At 47.0% G+C, this 13877-nt stretch carries 14 protein-coding genes and 1 pseudogene; 7 read left to right on the forward strand and 8 right to left on the reverse strand.

Going from position 1 to position 13877, the window contains the following annotated elements:
* The first annotated feature begins 53 nt into the window (after positions 1 to 53).
* Together QUA58_RS17910 and bchD are read left to right on the forward strand one after the other, a co-directional pair.
* Positions 54 to 1337 carry a HAMP domain-containing sensor histidine kinase gene (locus QUA58_RS17910; protein WP_333395131.1) on the forward strand — a complete coding sequence of 428 codons (1284 nt, stop codon included), beginning with the start codon at positions 54 to 56 and terminating at the stop codon, positions 1335 to 1337.
* A 34-nt stretch (positions 1338 to 1371) separates the two neighbouring features.
* Positions 1372 to 3480, forward strand: coding sequence for a magnesium chelatase ATPase subunit D (bchD, locus tag QUA58_RS17915; protein WP_333254575.1), 2109 nt, complete (start codon positions 1372 to 1374; stop codon positions 3478 to 3480).
* 79 nt (positions 3481 to 3559) lie between these two features.
* Here the strand turns inward: bchD and QUA58_RS17920 are convergent, their stop codons facing one another.
* Positions 3560 to 3883, reverse strand: a complete 324-nt coding sequence (locus QUA58_RS17920) for a PEP-CTERM sorting domain-containing protein (RefSeq protein ID WP_333254572.1) — start codon at positions 3881 to 3883, stop codon at positions 3560 to 3562.
* A 526-nt stretch (positions 3884 to 4409) separates the two neighbouring features.
* Between QUA58_RS17920 and QUA58_RS17925 the strand changes: the two genes are divergently transcribed.
* The gene (locus QUA58_RS17925; RefSeq protein ID WP_333254569.1) at positions 4410 to 5138 is read left to right on the forward strand and encodes a Bax inhibitor-1 family protein; all 729 of its coding nucleotides are present in this window, start codon (positions 4410 to 4412) and stop codon (positions 5136 to 5138) included.
* Here QUA58_RS17925 and QUA58_RS17930 read toward each other — a convergent pair whose 3' ends face one another.
* The gene (locus QUA58_RS17930; protein ID WP_333254567.1) at positions 5139 to 5297 is read right to left on the reverse strand and encodes a hypothetical protein; all 159 of its coding nucleotides are present in this window, start codon (positions 5295 to 5297) and stop codon (positions 5139 to 5141) included.
* A 20-nt stretch (positions 5298 to 5317) separates the two neighbouring features.
* Here QUA58_RS17930 and QUA58_RS17935 point away from each other — a divergent pair, with 20 nt between their 5' ends.
* The 4 genes and pseudogenes from QUA58_RS17935 (at position 5318) to rpsU (ending at position 9652) form a co-directional block, all read left to right on the forward strand.
* Positions 5318 to 6901, forward strand: a complete 1584-nt coding sequence (locus tag QUA58_RS17935; RefSeq protein ID WP_333395132.1) for a tetratricopeptide repeat protein — start codon at positions 5318 to 5320, stop codon at positions 6899 to 6901.
* 107 nt (positions 6902 to 7008) lie between these two features.
* A pseudogene (locus QUA58_RS17940) lies at positions 7009 to 8091 on the forward strand (PCRF domain-containing protein).
* Positions 8092 to 8157: 66 nt separating this feature from the next.
* Positions 8158 to 9268, forward strand: a protein-coding gene (gene prfB / locus QUA58_RS17945) for a peptide chain release factor 2 (RefSeq protein WP_333395134.1) whose coding sequence is annotated in 2 segments (ribosomal slippage) — positions 8158 to 8229 and positions 8231 to 9268 — 1110 coding nt in all. Because the reading frame shifts where the segments join, the coding sequence is not laid out codon by codon here.
* A gap of 189 nt (positions 9269 to 9457) precedes the next feature.
* Positions 9458 to 9652, forward strand: coding sequence for a 30S ribosomal protein S21 (rpsU, locus tag QUA58_RS17950; RefSeq protein WP_006632476.1), 195 nt, complete (start codon positions 9458 to 9460; stop codon positions 9650 to 9652).
* 8 nt (positions 9653 to 9660) lie between these two features.
* Here rpsU and QUA58_RS17955 read toward each other — a convergent pair whose 3' ends face one another.
* The 6 genes from QUA58_RS17955 to QUA58_RS17980 all read right to left on the reverse strand — a co-directional run bounded on the left by QUA58_RS17955 (position 9661) and on the right by QUA58_RS17980 (position 13842).
* Positions 9661 to 11124 carry an AtzE family amidohydrolase gene (locus tag QUA58_RS17955; RefSeq protein WP_333395135.1) on the reverse strand — a complete coding sequence of 488 codons (1464 nt, stop codon included), beginning with the start codon at positions 11122 to 11124 and terminating at the stop codon, positions 9661 to 9663.
* Between the two features lie 24 nt (positions 11125 to 11148).
* Entirely contained in the window at positions 11149 to 11325 is a 177-nt protein-coding gene (locus tag QUA58_RS17960; protein ID WP_333123882.1) for a DUF4089 domain-containing protein, read from the reverse strand.
* A 637-nt stretch (positions 11326 to 11962) separates the two neighbouring features.
* Positions 11963 to 12325: a DUF4189 domain-containing protein gene (locus QUA58_RS17965; protein WP_333254556.1), complete on the reverse strand. Its 363-nt coding sequence runs from the start codon at positions 12323 to 12325 to the stop codon at positions 11963 to 11965.
* Between the two features lie 349 nt (positions 12326 to 12674).
* Positions 12675 to 13019: a KGK domain-containing protein gene (locus QUA58_RS17970; protein ID WP_333254554.1), complete on the reverse strand. Its 345-nt coding sequence runs from the start codon at positions 13017 to 13019 to the stop codon at positions 12675 to 12677.
* A 95-nt stretch (positions 13020 to 13114) separates the two neighbouring features.
* Positions 13115 to 13567, reverse strand: a complete 453-nt coding sequence (locus QUA58_RS17975; protein ID WP_333254552.1) for a hypothetical protein — start codon at positions 13565 to 13567, stop codon at positions 13115 to 13117.
* Between the two features lie 11 nt (positions 13568 to 13578).
* Positions 13579 to 13842 (reverse strand): hypothetical protein, encoded by a 264-nt coding sequence (locus tag QUA58_RS17980; RefSeq protein ID WP_333395138.1) that lies wholly within the window; start codon positions 13840 to 13842, stop codon positions 13579 to 13581.
* Positions 13843 to 13877 lie beyond the last annotated feature (35 nt).

Genomic DNA, 13877 nt, shown 5'->3' on the forward strand with positions numbered 1-13877 from the left:
AATCACCTCAAAACTACTTCTTTTGGCAGGGTCGCGATCGCCCGAAGTTTGGTATGGCGATCGAGCGATCGCTCAACTACAATGAAGCATGGGCAATATCTGCCAAACTTCACCCCCACGCCGACATCATGGACTACAGCCAAGTGCTTGCCGACAAAACCGATACTATCGTCCAAAACTGGATTGAAGCAGTACGTCAGGATCGGAAAATTGAAACCGCTGCAGCCTTACCGCAGTCAGCAATCGAAAATCACATACCTTACCTGCTGGCGGCGATGGCCACAGTGCTTTCCCAATATCAAAACAGCGAAATAAAACTAATAATTGAAGCCAGTTTAGATCACGGATTTCTCAGAGCCGAACAAGGCTACGACGCCGCAGAAATAGCCCGCGAATACCATTTATTGCGTCAAGTAATATTCTCCCATTTAGAAGCCGAATTGCTAGCAGGAAGCGTCGCAGACGTATTCAGAGCTTTTCGGCTGATAGATGCCGTACTAGACGAAGCAATTGCCCAGTGTTTCAATAGCTACGTCGCTCAGAGGCTGCGGGAACTTCAACAAATCCAAACTCAGTTACAACTCACAAATCAAGAACTCTCTCGCCTTGTCAGCGTCAATCAAGAAAACGTCTACCATTTGGCTCACGAACTCAAAACTCCTCTCAACTCAATTATTGGTTATTCCGAACTATTCCTGCGAAAAGAAAAATGGCAATCTGAAGTCAAAGATACCCTCCCCGGCATCGAACACATCGAGCGAGTATTGCGTAACGGCAGACATTTGCTCCGCATGATTAATGACACACTAGAACTTTCTCGCGCTAATGCCGGAAAAATTAAACTTAACCTGCAGCGAACTAATGTACGATCGGTAATTAACACCGTAGTAGAAATGATGCAGCCAATTGCTGATGCTAAAGGACTAAAGCTCGCTGTTACCAGCGACTGCGGCCCAACACAAGTAATCTCGGACTCTGGGCGGCTGCAACAAATTCTGATCAACCTGCTGAGCAATGCCATTCGCTATACAGAATCTGGTAGCATCGAATTAAGTTGCCACCCTGCTGGAGAAGGAAATTGGGCGATCGCAATTACAGATACCGGCATTGGCATCGCCCCCGAAGATACAAACCGCATCTTTGATCCCTTCTTTCAAGCAGGAGAAGCCGGCAAACAGCTCTTTCCCACCGAAAGCACTGGCCTGGGATTAGCAATAGTATCGCGGCTCGTCACGCTGCTGCAAGGCAAAATAGAGCTAGTATCGGAAATAGGAGTTGGCTCAACTTTTACCGTGATTCTGCCGCAAGAAGTTAAAATACTCCAAGAAGTAAGCTAAACATTAAGTTCAAATTTTTACATCCGAAAATCCTATGCCCGCAGCCAACCTTAGCCCTTCCACCACAGCCTTTCCCCTCACCGCCGTAGTCGGGCAAGAAGCAATCAAATTAGCCCTGCTGTTAGCAGCAGTCGATCCCGGATTGGGAGGAGTTGCGATCGCAGGCCGCCGCGGGACAGCAAAATCAGTAATGGCCCGCGCCTTGCACTCCTTACTGCCACCCATTGAAATTGTTAAAGATTCTTTTTGCAACGCCGAACCCGATGAAAATATTGCAGAACTGGCATCTTTTCTATTAGAAGAAAACGGGCAAGATGCCAGTTCCACAAATACTAATTCCCCAAAAAATACTGAAATAATTCCCACACCATTCATTCAAATTCCTTTGGGTGTAACCGAAGACAGACTCTTAGGTTCAGTCGATGTCGAACAATCAGTAAAATTCGGCCAAACCGTATTTCAACCCGGACTCTTAGCCCAAGCAAATCGAGGCGTACTTTACGTAGACGAAATCAACCTCCTCGATGACAATATTTCCAACCAATTACTCACAGTATTAACCGAAGGTCGCAACCAAATAGAACGGGAAGGGATTAGCTTTCAACACCCTTGCAAACCTCTATTCATCGCCACCTACAACCCCGAAGAAGGGCCGTTGAGAGAACATTTGCTCGATCGCATCGCGATCGTACTTTCAGCCGACGCAGCACTCCAACTAGAAGAAAGAGTCTACGCAGTAGAACAAGCTTTATCCTACTCCAGCTCCCCCCAAGAATTCCTCAACCAATACGCCGAAGACACCGACAACCTCAAAACCCAAATCATCCTAGCCAGAGAATGGCTCAAAGATGTCAGCATTAAACGCGAACAAATTGCCTACCTAGTAGAAGAAGCCATCCGGGGCGGCGTTCAAGGACACCGCGCCGAAATATTCGCAGTGCGCGTCGCCAAAGCCGCCGCCGCCATCGAAGGACGCACAGAAGTTAACGCCGAAGACCTGCGCCGCGCCGTAGAATTAGTCATCGTACCCCGCGCCACCGTCATCCAAACTCCCCCAGACGAAAACTCACCTCCTCCTCCCCCGCCACCACCGCCACAAAAGCAGTCAGAACAAGAACAAGACGAACCCGAAAACGAGCAAGAAGACGAAGACAACCAAGAAAACGAAGACAACCCAGAACCTCAAGAAGAACCAGAACAAGATACCATTCCCGAAGAATTTCTGTTTGACCCCGAAGGCGTAATTCTTGACCCCAGCGTGCTTTTATTCGCCCAACAATCCGCCAACAAACAAGGCAAATCCGGCAGCAGAAGCACCATTTTCTCGGAAGATAGAGGCCGTTACGTCAAGCCAGTATTGCCCAAAGGCCCCGTCCGCCGCATCGCTGTAGATGCGACTCTCAGAGCCGCCGCACCATACCAAAAAGCCCGCCGCGACAGGAATTCCGACCAGCAACCCACCGCCAGCGAGAGCCCTAATCGAGAGAAGCGCGTATTTGTGGAACAGGGAGACATTCGGGCGAAGCGCTTGGCGAGAAAAGCTGGGGCTCTAGTGGTATTTGTTGTGGATGCTTCCGGTTCGATGGCCCTCAACCGGATGCAGTCGGCCAAAGGTGCAGTCATGCAGCTACTCACCGAAGCTTATCAAAGCCGCGACCAAGTGGCGCTGATTCCGTTTCGCGGAGAGCAAGCAGAAGTATTGTTGCCGCCGACTCGCTCGATAGCCTTGGCCCGCAAGCGTTTGGAACGGCTGCCCTGCGGCGGTGGTTCGCCCCTCGCCCACGGTTTGACGCAAGCGGTGCGCGTGGGAGTTAACGCGCGGCAGTCGGGAGATATTGGTCAAGTGGCGATTGTCGCTATTACTGACGGGCGCGGTAATATTCCTTTGGCTCGTTCTTTGGGCGAACCGATTTTAGATGGCGAAAAGCCGGATATTAAGAAGGAATTGTTAGAAATTGCTGCCAAAATTCGCGGCCTGGGAATGCAGTTGCTGGTGATTGACACTGAGAGCAAATTCATTTCGACTGGCTTTGCGAAGGAATTGGCCAAGACTTCTGGAGGGAAATACTATCATTTGCCGAAAGCTACCGAACAGTCGATCGCAGCTATGACTAAAAATGCTCTACGCGACGCGATCGGCTAAAATCCTGATAGCCGCATTTATCTGCGTTTATCTGCGGTTAAAAATCCCAAAATTAGACTTTTTGCCAAAAGCCAAAAGTCTAATTTTTAACTCTCACTCTCCGGCGACTCACCGCCAGCGAACCCGCAACTAAACCCAACCCTACCACCGTCGAAGGCTCAGGAATTCTCACGGGCAGAGGTACGCGGTTTGCCGTCCCCCGGTTCGGGGTTGAAGAATTTGTACTTTGGGGGAGTTGACCGGTCTGAGCCAGCAGCAAATTTTCTGAACCCTGCCGCTCAGCAGCGGTAGAAACGGCTCGGACATTAGCTGCAACGGCAGCTTGACCGCCGGAAATAATGGCTGCGGCTAATAAAATTCCGGCGGCAGGTGGCAATAATTTGCGATCGAAAAAGGTGTACATTAGATATTACCTATTTGGCATTTTGTCGATCGAACTCGATCTATTCATTAATTTTATTGGTATTCTCTGTCTGAGCTACCTTAGCAATTAACGGAACCGATTTTAGATTTTAGATTTTAGATTATTGAAGTTTCTGGTTCCTAGTTTCAACTAATTCGCAAATCAAAAACCCAAAATCAACTGTGGCCCCTGCCTCTAGCATATACTCCATAATCCCCAATCGTAAATCCCCCATCCAAAATTGATTGACTTCGGCTATCTGTGATTTGAGCGACTTTAAGCTAGCCCTTGGCCGCAGCGCCGGCCCTTTAAACTAAATTATAGCTTTGCCGCGAGGCGCAACGGTGCGAGACAGCTACACGGCACAGACCTGTACGCAGTCGATTATAAACAATCGATCCCCGCTTTGGAGTGATTTCACCCCCGTTCTTTATCAAATCTTTAAACTCTTTCAGGTTTTGCAAACAAAGTGTAAAGCTGTCAAAATGATAGATAGCAATTCTCAGCCAAAATTAGGTAAATCCTCGTGAGTAACACTAGCAATTTCCGCGAAGCCGTGCGCGAGGCCAAAAACCACGCACTGGTAGGCCCCAACGTCATCTCCAACGCTCTCCCCTTCGTGGGCGGCGGACTTGTCTTAACTGCTGTCGGCACCTACGGCGGCCTCGGAGTGATTCGTAACTATCCCGGGATCTTCTTTCCCACATTCATCGCCGCGATCGTCGTAGAATTAATTTTATTCTTCGTCGCCCGCGGTGCCGCCGAACAAGGCAACAAAAACACCGCTTTACCCCTGCTGGCAACCTACAGCCTGCTTTCCGGCTACACCCTTAGCGGATTGGTCTTTACAGCCCTCAGAACCCAAGGAGTCGGCATCTCCGGCATCGGTTTTGCAGCCCTCGGATGCGGTATTACCTTTATCGCCGCCCGCCAAATTGGCTCCAACCTTTCTGAACAAGACGGCATGGCTCTCACCAAAACTATCAGTTTAGGTGTGATTGCTTTGTTAGTCGTCGTTGGCGGTCAGTTTCTGCTCTCTCTTTTCGGCGTCTACACCCCAACCTGGTTGGAAATTGGCATTTCTGGCATCGGCGTGTTTATATTTGCTGGCGCTGCGATTGTAGACTTTTACATACTACCCCGCAGTTACCGCGATGACCAATATTTGCCAGCCGCTTTGTCGATGTACTTGACTTACATCAACTTGTTCATCTTCATTCTGCGCCTGATGATTGCTCTCAACGGCCGCGATTAATCAACGCAAGTTTAGCTTAAAAAGAACCGCAGCTCGATCGACATCCGGCTGCGGTTTTTGATTAAGATTTACAACCAAGATAGCGATCGGTCGATTTGAGATTTTATATTTGAGGTTGACTGCGCTAATTCTGTCGATCGCGATTTCAAAATTAATCACAAATTAATTGAATAACACTCATGTACTTAAAATATGAAGATATCAGGAGAGTCAGCGTAGAAATTACATCCCGGTGTAATGCAGCTTGCCCGCAGTGTCCCCGCACCGGCAACCCGATTTTGCCGGGGGCGGAATTAAAGATGGAGGATATTGAGAGAATTTTTCCACAAGAGTTTTGCTCTCAGTTGGATTTGGTGTATATGTGCGGCAACTACGGCGATGCTATGACTAGCAATACCACAATTCCTGCGATCGAATATTTGCACCGCATGGGAGTTCCTCATATCTGCCTGTACACCAACGGTAGCGGACGCAATCCAGACTGGTGGCAAGCCCTGGCACAGGCGATGACAGGAGAACATGATCGCGTAATTTTTAGTATCGACGGGTTGGCCGATACTAACAGCATCTACCGCCAAAATACCAACTGGGACAGGATAATGCAGTCTGTTAATTCCTTCATCCAAGCAGGCGGAAAAGCTGTATGGCACTACTTGATATTTGAACACAACCAGCACCAAGTAGAAGCAGCGCGGGATTTAGCCCAACAACTAGGATTTGTCGAGTTTGTACCGAAAGCTACCTCTCGTTTTGTGGCGAAAGAGATTTATGACAAAGAGTCCGCAAATCAACAGCCTGAAAAGGCAGAAAACTCTCAGGTAGATGCTAAGAGCGATCGCCCCAACCAACCAGCAACAACTAATGCGTCAGCCCCTCAAAATCAAACACAGACCGCTGTTGGGTTGCACCAACAAGCGGAGGACTGTTTGAAACAAGGACAGCTCTCAGAGGCGATCGCAGCCAGCCAACAAGCCCTAAAAATTCAACCTGATTTTGCAGCAGCCTGGAAAACTTTAGGCAATGCTGTTCAAGGTTTGGGGAAGATGCAAGCAGCAGCAGACTGTTACGCCAAGGCACTTAAAATTCAGCCTAATTTTCCAGAAGTTTATGCTAATGTCGGCAGTCTTTATGCTCAACAGCAACAGTGGCAGCCAGCTAGTGCTTATTACCAAAAGGCGATCGAGCTTAAACCCAATTTTGCCGGAGCTTATCGCAATTTAGCTCAAGTTTTGACACAGTTGGAGCAACCAGAAAAAGCCAATTATGCTTGGTATCAAGCTATAGCTATCGAAACCTCTCAAGCACCCGAACCAACTCGTTCTGTCCCATCAAAGCCAGCCAGCGAAGAACTCCAACCCCCATCGTTGGAACAATATAAAAATCCACAGGGAGACCAATTTATCCAAGCTGTAGAAACATTTGGTAGCCTAAATAATTACTACCGTAATGTAGAAATTAGCTGTCAAACTCAAGCCAGCAAAGATATTTTCATTTCTTTTGAAGCTGAACTTTGGCCTTGCTGTTGGGTAAGCCATACTAAATACGCTGTTTATAACCACACTTACAGACCGCAAATGCTGGCTTTACTTGAAAAGTACGGCGAGGGCTTTAATTCTCTCAGAACTAAATCTATCAAAGATGCGATCGCCTGTGATTGGTTTCGCGAAGACCTCACCAAAAGTTTTTCATGTTCCAAAAGGTTAGACGTATGCGCTCACGAATGCGGTAAAACTTTCAATTCCACAGGTTCGCAGTACATATAAGAAGGAAGGCACGACACGGATTTGGACACGGATACCTGAATTAATTGCTGAAATGTCGAAATTTCCGCTAAAATCAATATTACCACCCAAAATCAAGAGGACTAACAGTGGAATTTCTAGACATCAAACACAATATCGAAACTTTGTCCGATCGCCTAAACCGCCTACAAGACTGTCTTTAGCTCATCAATAACCGCTGAAAGCCAAAAGTTACAACAGCTAACAGCACAGCCGGCATCGGGCAACAGAACCAACACAGTTGAACCCATACTCCAAGAACTAGACGCACTGCAATTCGATCGGGCAAAACTCAACCAGTGCCAAACTTGTTTAGCAGATATTAACGCAGCAGTCGAGTTGCTGGAATTTCAAGCAGACGACGAACTAGAGCAAGAACTTCAAACTAATTTAGCTGACCTAAACCACTTTCTAGAAGAGAGTGAATTAGAGCAATTGTTGAGCGAACCTCGTGACAAAAATGGAGCTTACCTCATAATTAATGCAGGAAATAACGATATCGATGCTCAAGACTGGGCAGAAATGTTGCTGAGAATGTATACTATTTGGGGACACAACCGAGGCTATAAAGTTGCAGACGTTGAATATTCCCCAGCGCCAGAAGTAGGAATTAATTCTGCAACTTTGGAAATAGACGGACGTTATGCTTGCGGCTATCTAAATTCAGAAACCGGAATGCACCGACTGAAACGTAAATCGCCTTTTAACATTACCAGAAAGCGGGCGACTACAGCAACGGTGGAAGTTGTGCCAATGTACGTAGAACTAGATATTCCCCAGCAGGATTTAGAACTAATCTTGCCTCCTAGCGGCGGGAATTGTAACGGAACCAAAGTTTGGGTGAAGATTGTGCATATCCCGACTGGTATTTCCGCAAGATGTGACGGATGCCGCAGTCAAATGCAAAATAAAGACAAGGCTGTGGCGGTTCTCAAGAGCAAACTGTTTGCTATTATGCAAAGGCAAGAAGTTGCAGAAATTTCAGACATTCAGTGCGATCGCCTAACAACAGTCCTTAACCAACCAATTCGGGAATATCAATTTGCCAGCGACAGCGATTCCCGGGCAAAGTTCTGGATCTCCGTACAGGCATCCAAACAACAGCCGTCGCCGAGGTACTAGACGGCAAACTTGACTCATTCCTCAAAGCAGGTGTGCTGCTGAAAAATTGATTTGCACATTTAGATCAAAATTTCAGCTAAACTCAAAAGTACACCCCACAACTAGGAAAAGTAACAGTGGAAGTTCTAGACATCAAACATAATATCGAAACATTGTCCGATCGCCTGGGTACAACCCAGGACTATCTTTGACATCCCCGCACTCACAGCCAAAATCCAAGACTTAGAGCAAATCTGCGCCCAACCAGCATTCTGGGATGACCAAGATCAAGCCCAAGGAACCCTCCAAGAACTAAATGACTTTAAATCTCATTTAGACCAATACCACGGCTGGCAGACTAGCCTAGAAGACGCTAGAGCTATTTTAGAACTGCTGGAGTTAGACGCCGACGAGTCCCTATTCCAAGAAGCCTCAGCCAGTCTTTCCCAGTTAACCCGCGAACTCGACCAGTGGGAACTGCAACAATTACTATCCGGGCCCTACGACGAAGGTGGCGCAGTTTTGACAATTAACGCCGGGGCGGGCGGTACAGATGCTCAAGATTGGGCAGAAATGCTGCTGCGGATGTACACCCGCTGGGGCGAACGTCAAGGTTACAAAGTACATTTAACCGAGATTTCTGAGGGAGAAGAAGCGGGTGTTAAATCTGTGTCTTTGGAAATTGTCGGCCGCTACGCCTACGGCTACATGAGGTCGGAAAAGGGCACTCACCGTTTGGTGAGAATTTCGCCCTTTAACGCTAATGACAAGCGTCAAACCAGTTTTGCGGGCGTGGAAGTGATGCCAGTGCTCGATCGATCCGTTAAGCTGGATATCCCAGAAAAGGACTTAGAAGTCACTACTTCCCGCGCAGGCGGCAAGGGCGGACAAAACGTTAACAAGGTAGAAACCGCCGTCCGCATCGTTCATCTTCCGACTGGTTTGGCCGTCCGCTGCACCGAAGAACGCAGTCAGTTGCAAAATAAAGAAAAAGCTCTCGCATTGCTGAAAGCGCGGCTATTGGTGATTGCGAGGGAACAGCGCGCTGCCGAAATTGCCGAGATTCGCGGCGACATGGTGGAGGCGGCTTGGGGCAACCAAATTCGGAATTACGTGTTTCACCCCTATCAAATGGTCAAGGATTTGCGGACTGGAGTGGAAACCACCGCCATCCTAGATGTGATGAATGGCGAATTAGAACCGTTCATTCAAGCTTATTTGCGGCAGGAAAATCAGTTGGTCAGTTGACTGTTGACTGTTGACTGTTGACTGTTGTGCGGAGTTCAGTGGGTAACTAAGAAGGACTAAAGTCCTCACTACGAACCTATTTTCTGGTATAATTTTAAGGTTTTTGGTCGATCGCCCGACATCCAACAGGTCGCGCCGCCAGAAACCTTGATATGATAAAACTTGATCTAACGAACCACAGGAGAAATAATGACCCAAGTTGTAATCGGCGAAAATGAAGGGATTGAGTCAGCCCTACGACGGTTTAAGCGACAAGTTTCCAAAGCGGGAATTTTTCCCGACATGAGAAAGCACCGCCACTTTGAAACCCCCCTCGAAAAGCAGAAGCGCAAAGCTATTGCCAGACGCACTAAGAGACGCTTCCACCGCAACAACAAACCCTAGAACTAGCACTAAATTGATTCGGCACATATAATGCCTTGCGATTCTAGTACCGCAGCGACTCGGAGAATCACCGCTTCGCTGTAGGGAGCACCGATAATTTGTACTCCCAAGGGCAAAGCGCCGGGCCGCTGTACGGGCACGCACAGAACTGGCAAGCCTATAAATGATAGGGGTTGAGTGAACAGTCCCAGATTGGGACGCACTAATATTTCTTGTCCGGCGATGACCATTTTCTCGACACCAATTTCAGGAGCGGCGATCGGAGTTGCGGGTGCGAGAATGATATCTGTATATTGGAATATTTCGCGAATTCGATCGCGATACCACTGTCTAAATCTCTGCGCTTGCACGTACCATGTCGCAGGAATCAGGGTTCCAGCCAAAAAACGATCGCGCGTGGCGGGATCGAAGTCTTGAGGGCGCGATCGTAAATTATCCAAATGCAAGTTTCCCCCCTCGCAGGCGGTAATGATAAACGCTGCGGCGCGCGCGCGATCGGATTCCGGTATGCTGACAGTCGCAAGCCCCCCTATTTTTGGGGGGTTTGTTGTTTTTTCCGTGCTTATACCACAATTTAAAACGTTTGTCAAGGTTTTAGCAACTATTTCTACAGCATCCATTGCTTCCGGTTCGGCCCCTGTGGCGAAATACCCGTCAGCAACAGCAATTCGCAATCCTTCGATGCCTTGATTTAACTGCGGCGAACAAAGTTCTGGCGGGCGTTGAGTGCAAACAGGGTCACGAGAATCAGGGCCTTGCAGGATATCGTACAGCAGCGCCATATCTCTGATCGATCGGCCAAACGGCCCCACACAATCCAAACTACTCGAAAACAAAAAAGCGCCAGCCCTTGACAAACGGCCGTAAGTAGGCTTAAACCCAAAGACACCGCACAAAGCAGCCGGTACGCGGATGGAACCGTTAGTATCAGAACCGAGAGTGATGGGTACAAAACCGGCGGCGACTGCTGCTGCGGAACCGCCGCTGGAACCGCCGGCGATGCGCGTAGTATCGCGGGGATTGCGAGTGGGCCCGTAGTGACTATTTTCGGTGACGAAACCGTAGGCGTACTCATCCATGTTCAGCGTACCTACAAGGATTGCACCAGCTTGTCTGAGTCTGGCGACCACCGCCGCGTCCTGGGTAGCCGGAGGATTGTCAGCGTTGATTTTCGACCCTGCTAGAGTAGTAAGTCCGCCGATGTCGTACAGGTTTTTGACAGCGAAGGGAACGCCTGCTAAAGGGCCTGGGTTTTGGTTATTTGCGATCGAATTATCAATATTTTCGGCTGCTGCGAGTGCGCTTGATGCAGTGATTGCAGTAAAGCAATTAAAAGCTTTATCCTTAACAGCAATCCGTTCCAAAGCAGCACTTACCGCCTCTGTAGCCGTAACCTTACCACATTTAACAGCCGCTGCCGTAGCAACCGCATCAGCCTTATCTAAAAAACATCTGCGTTCATCTGCGTTCATCTGCCCTCATCTGCGGTTAAAAATCTAAGGTTCAAACACCGGCGCGACTTCTACTTCTGGGGGTAAAGGAAACTCAGTAACGAGTCGGGCGATCGCAGCTATCCTCTCGAAGTTTACCACAACGCCTGGACGATGTTCCGGGTCTAAGGGTAAGTTTATCAGTTCAGCGGTGCGATCGACATATTCTTCTATATTTGTCATTAGTCCATCCCAAACAACATCAGCGTTCATCCGCGTACATCTGCCCTCATCTGCGGTTGAAAATCTAAGATTCAGATATAGGTGCGATGATTATTGTATTGTAATCGCGATCGGGAAGTCAGTTATTATTACTCAGCTTTTTATACTCCTCGGATTGTCTGATATCATCTAAAGGAGATTTGGACTCTAGTGGTTCATCAGGACAAAACTTTATAGATGTCTGCGCTTCCCCTGACTTGAAATTTTTATTACAGCACTTTCCAGGTAAGTGAAGTACAGAGAAACCGGGTTTCTTGAATAAAACCGATTTCTGGCGAGAAATCCAGAAGAAACCGGGTTTCTGGGGTGTACTTCATAAACCTGGAATCCGCTGTATCAACTGTTATAGATAATAGATTGATTTTGTAACATATTTGTAGTGTTCACAATATTTCCTAAGCATTTATACTCATTACAAACTATCAAAAAACCCTTAACACATACAGTCAAAGGGTTTTACCGTTTTAATCGGTCGGAGCGGGTGTTGGTGAGTATTTATGCTTAGGGTACAAGTCGGAGCCGTCGGAGCGGTGACGGTCTAACTTTCTCTAGTCTCTAGTCCTATTACCAATTCCCAATTCCCAATTTCAAAGTTGAGTTATCGTGTGGTACAAGCCCAAGCAACTAGGCTTCCTGAACCCTCAAGTGCGCTCATTGCTTTGCTTTCAGCTTCGGCGCGAGAATCACCAAGTCCCCAACCAACATGAGTACCATTGTCCGATACAGCACCACAGCTATTCTTAAACCAGACTCGAACCGCGCAATCCTCTGCATTTTTAGAACACTCTGCCAATGCTTTATTTTGAGCCGCAGCACGAGTTGAGTGGTCGTAGCTAAAACCATAGGCACTTGTAGCATCCGATGTAGCGATCGCCCCAAAATTATCTGCCAAAGCAGCGCCACCGGATAAGCATTCTGCTAAAACCAGAAGTACAGCACCAACTCCAAAACGTTTAAGCATTGATTTTCTTCTTTTTGTACAGATATATTAAAAATATAACATAACCAATCTTGTTTAGACTATAGTAATAATACTGAAGTAAGTGCGATTCTTTTAGTCGAAACCCGTAAGGGGGATGACTAGCAGCGGTGGGGTAAACCCAATCGGTTAAGAGTTCGCACTTTAATCCCCCATCGTCTGACAACTTAACTATAGCAATTCGATGTGAGTCTCACAACACAGGTGTGAGTGTAACCAACACATACAGCGGATTCCAGGTTTATGAAGTACACCCCAGAAACCCGGTTTCTTCTGGATTTCTCGCCAGAAATCGGTTTTATTCAAGAAACCCGGTTTCTCTGTACTTCACTTACCTGAAAAGTGCTGTAACTTCGATTTTAACCTTTCCTTTTTCCCAACCCTTGGAACCAATTTTGAGAACTTGACAATCGATTCCTTCTTTAGGGGAGTTCCACTTTATATCCCCTGCCATAATTTTTGTTTCTTCGTTAATACACAATTCTTTCATCCAATACATTAGTGATATCTGGCGAGATTCCTTTTGTGCAGTAAGCCCAAGTATCTCACTAAACTTGCTAGCGGCTAGCTCTTTAAACCTTCGTACCAGAAAAGTTGCTTGATTGCCGACGAATAACAAAACATCATCATCACCCACTGTCTCATAGTTCTTATTGGTTTCAACTTTTTCGTCCATTTTTTTTGACCAAATTATGCTGCTTCCTATTTGATACCATTTGAAGGTATGTGAGTCAAGGTGGTAAGAAACAATTTGCGATCGCACTTGTCCACTCAAACACTGACAGTTTCGGGCAACTTCTCAACGGCAACATCCAGCGGAGGCAAAGCAAAATCCTCAGCATCCATCAATTCCTTAACCTTCTCAAAAATCTCAACCTCCGCCTCTTCTTGGTCTGTCAGCTTATCATAAAAATAAGGGTCAGTAAACCACTGTTCAAACGCTATCATTAACAATCCATTGGGCGAAAGTTCAAACCGCCAATACTTAGAAATTCTGCTGTCAACCACTTCAAACATCGGCGCCGGATTATGGATGGGATAATAGCTATAATTATCATTGCAGATGTAGTACCAAATAGTCCCTTTCCATTCTCGGATAGCATAAACAACATATTCCTTGCCTATAGTTAGCGGTAACTCAACCTTTCTAGTGTAACCGCGTGGCGGATCTATATATTCTTCAGGGAGAGATTCACCAGTATTAGCAATACAACGAATTTTCATAACTTGATTACCTACAGATTTTTAGGGGCTGTTTTGGGATACTGTCGCTTGAACTTAAACTCCACATCTTGAAGAGTCTGACTGTTCCGAAACCAATGGACTTGTACCGAAGCTCCATTAATTTCAAAAGCCTCAATACTTGTCATTTTATCCCAATCTTCAGAATTCCCGCCATAAACCTCAATAAGTCTCGGTGCATCCCCCAACAATCTATCTGTGCCGCAATGAATTACTAGACATCTCCAAAATAGTAACATTATGTGGTAAAAGAACATAAGAGACCTTTTTTTACACAGAAAAATGAGCGACA

This window comes from Microcoleus sp. N9_A1 (assembly GCF_036701795.1).
GTDB lineage: Bacteria > Cyanobacteriota > Cyanobacteriia > Cyanobacteriales > Microcoleaceae > Microcoleus.

Bases quoted from the DNA above. Each gene is read 5' to 3' on its own strand.
- QUA58_RS17920 (WP_333254572.1), bottom strand. From the start codon at position 3,883: ATGTACACCTTTTTCGATCGCAAATTATTGCCACCTGCCGCCGGAATT.
- QUA58_RS17975 (WP_333254552.1), bottom strand. From the start codon at position 13,567: ATGAAAATTCGTTGTATTGCTAATACTGGTGAATCTCTCCCTGAAGAA.
- QUA58_RS17910 (WP_333395131.1), top strand. From the start codon at position 54: ATGGCGATCGAGCGATCGCTCAACTACAATGAAGCATGGGCAATATCT.
- QUA58_RS17935 (WP_333395132.1), top strand. From the start codon at position 5,318: ATGTACTTAAAATATGAAGATATCAGGAGAGTCAGCGTAGAAATTACA.
- bchD (WP_333254575.1), top strand. From the start codon at position 1,372: ATGCCCGCAGCCAACCTTAGCCCTTCCACCACAGCCTTTCCCCTCACC.
- QUA58_RS17960 (WP_333123882.1), bottom strand. From the start codon at position 11,325: ATGACAAATATAGAAGAATATGTCGATCGCACCGCTGAACTGATAAAC.
- rpsU (WP_006632476.1), top strand. From the start codon at position 9,458: ATGACCCAAGTTGTAATCGGCGAAAATGAAGGGATTGAGTCAGCCCTA.
- QUA58_RS17970 (WP_333254554.1), bottom strand. From the start codon at position 13,019: ATGGACGAAAAAGTTGAAACCAATAAGAACTATGAGACAGTGGGTGAT.
- QUA58_RS17955 (WP_333395135.1), bottom strand. From the start codon at position 11,124: ATGAACGCAGATGAACGCAGATGTTTTTTAGATAAGGCTGATGCGGTT.
- QUA58_RS17965 (WP_333254556.1), bottom strand. From the start codon at position 12,325: ATGCTTAAACGTTTTGGAGTTGGTGCTGTACTTCTGGTTTTAGCAGAA.
- QUA58_RS17980 (WP_333395138.1), bottom strand. From the start codon at position 13,842: ATGTTCTTTTACCACATAATGTTACTATTTTGGAGATGTCTAGTAATT.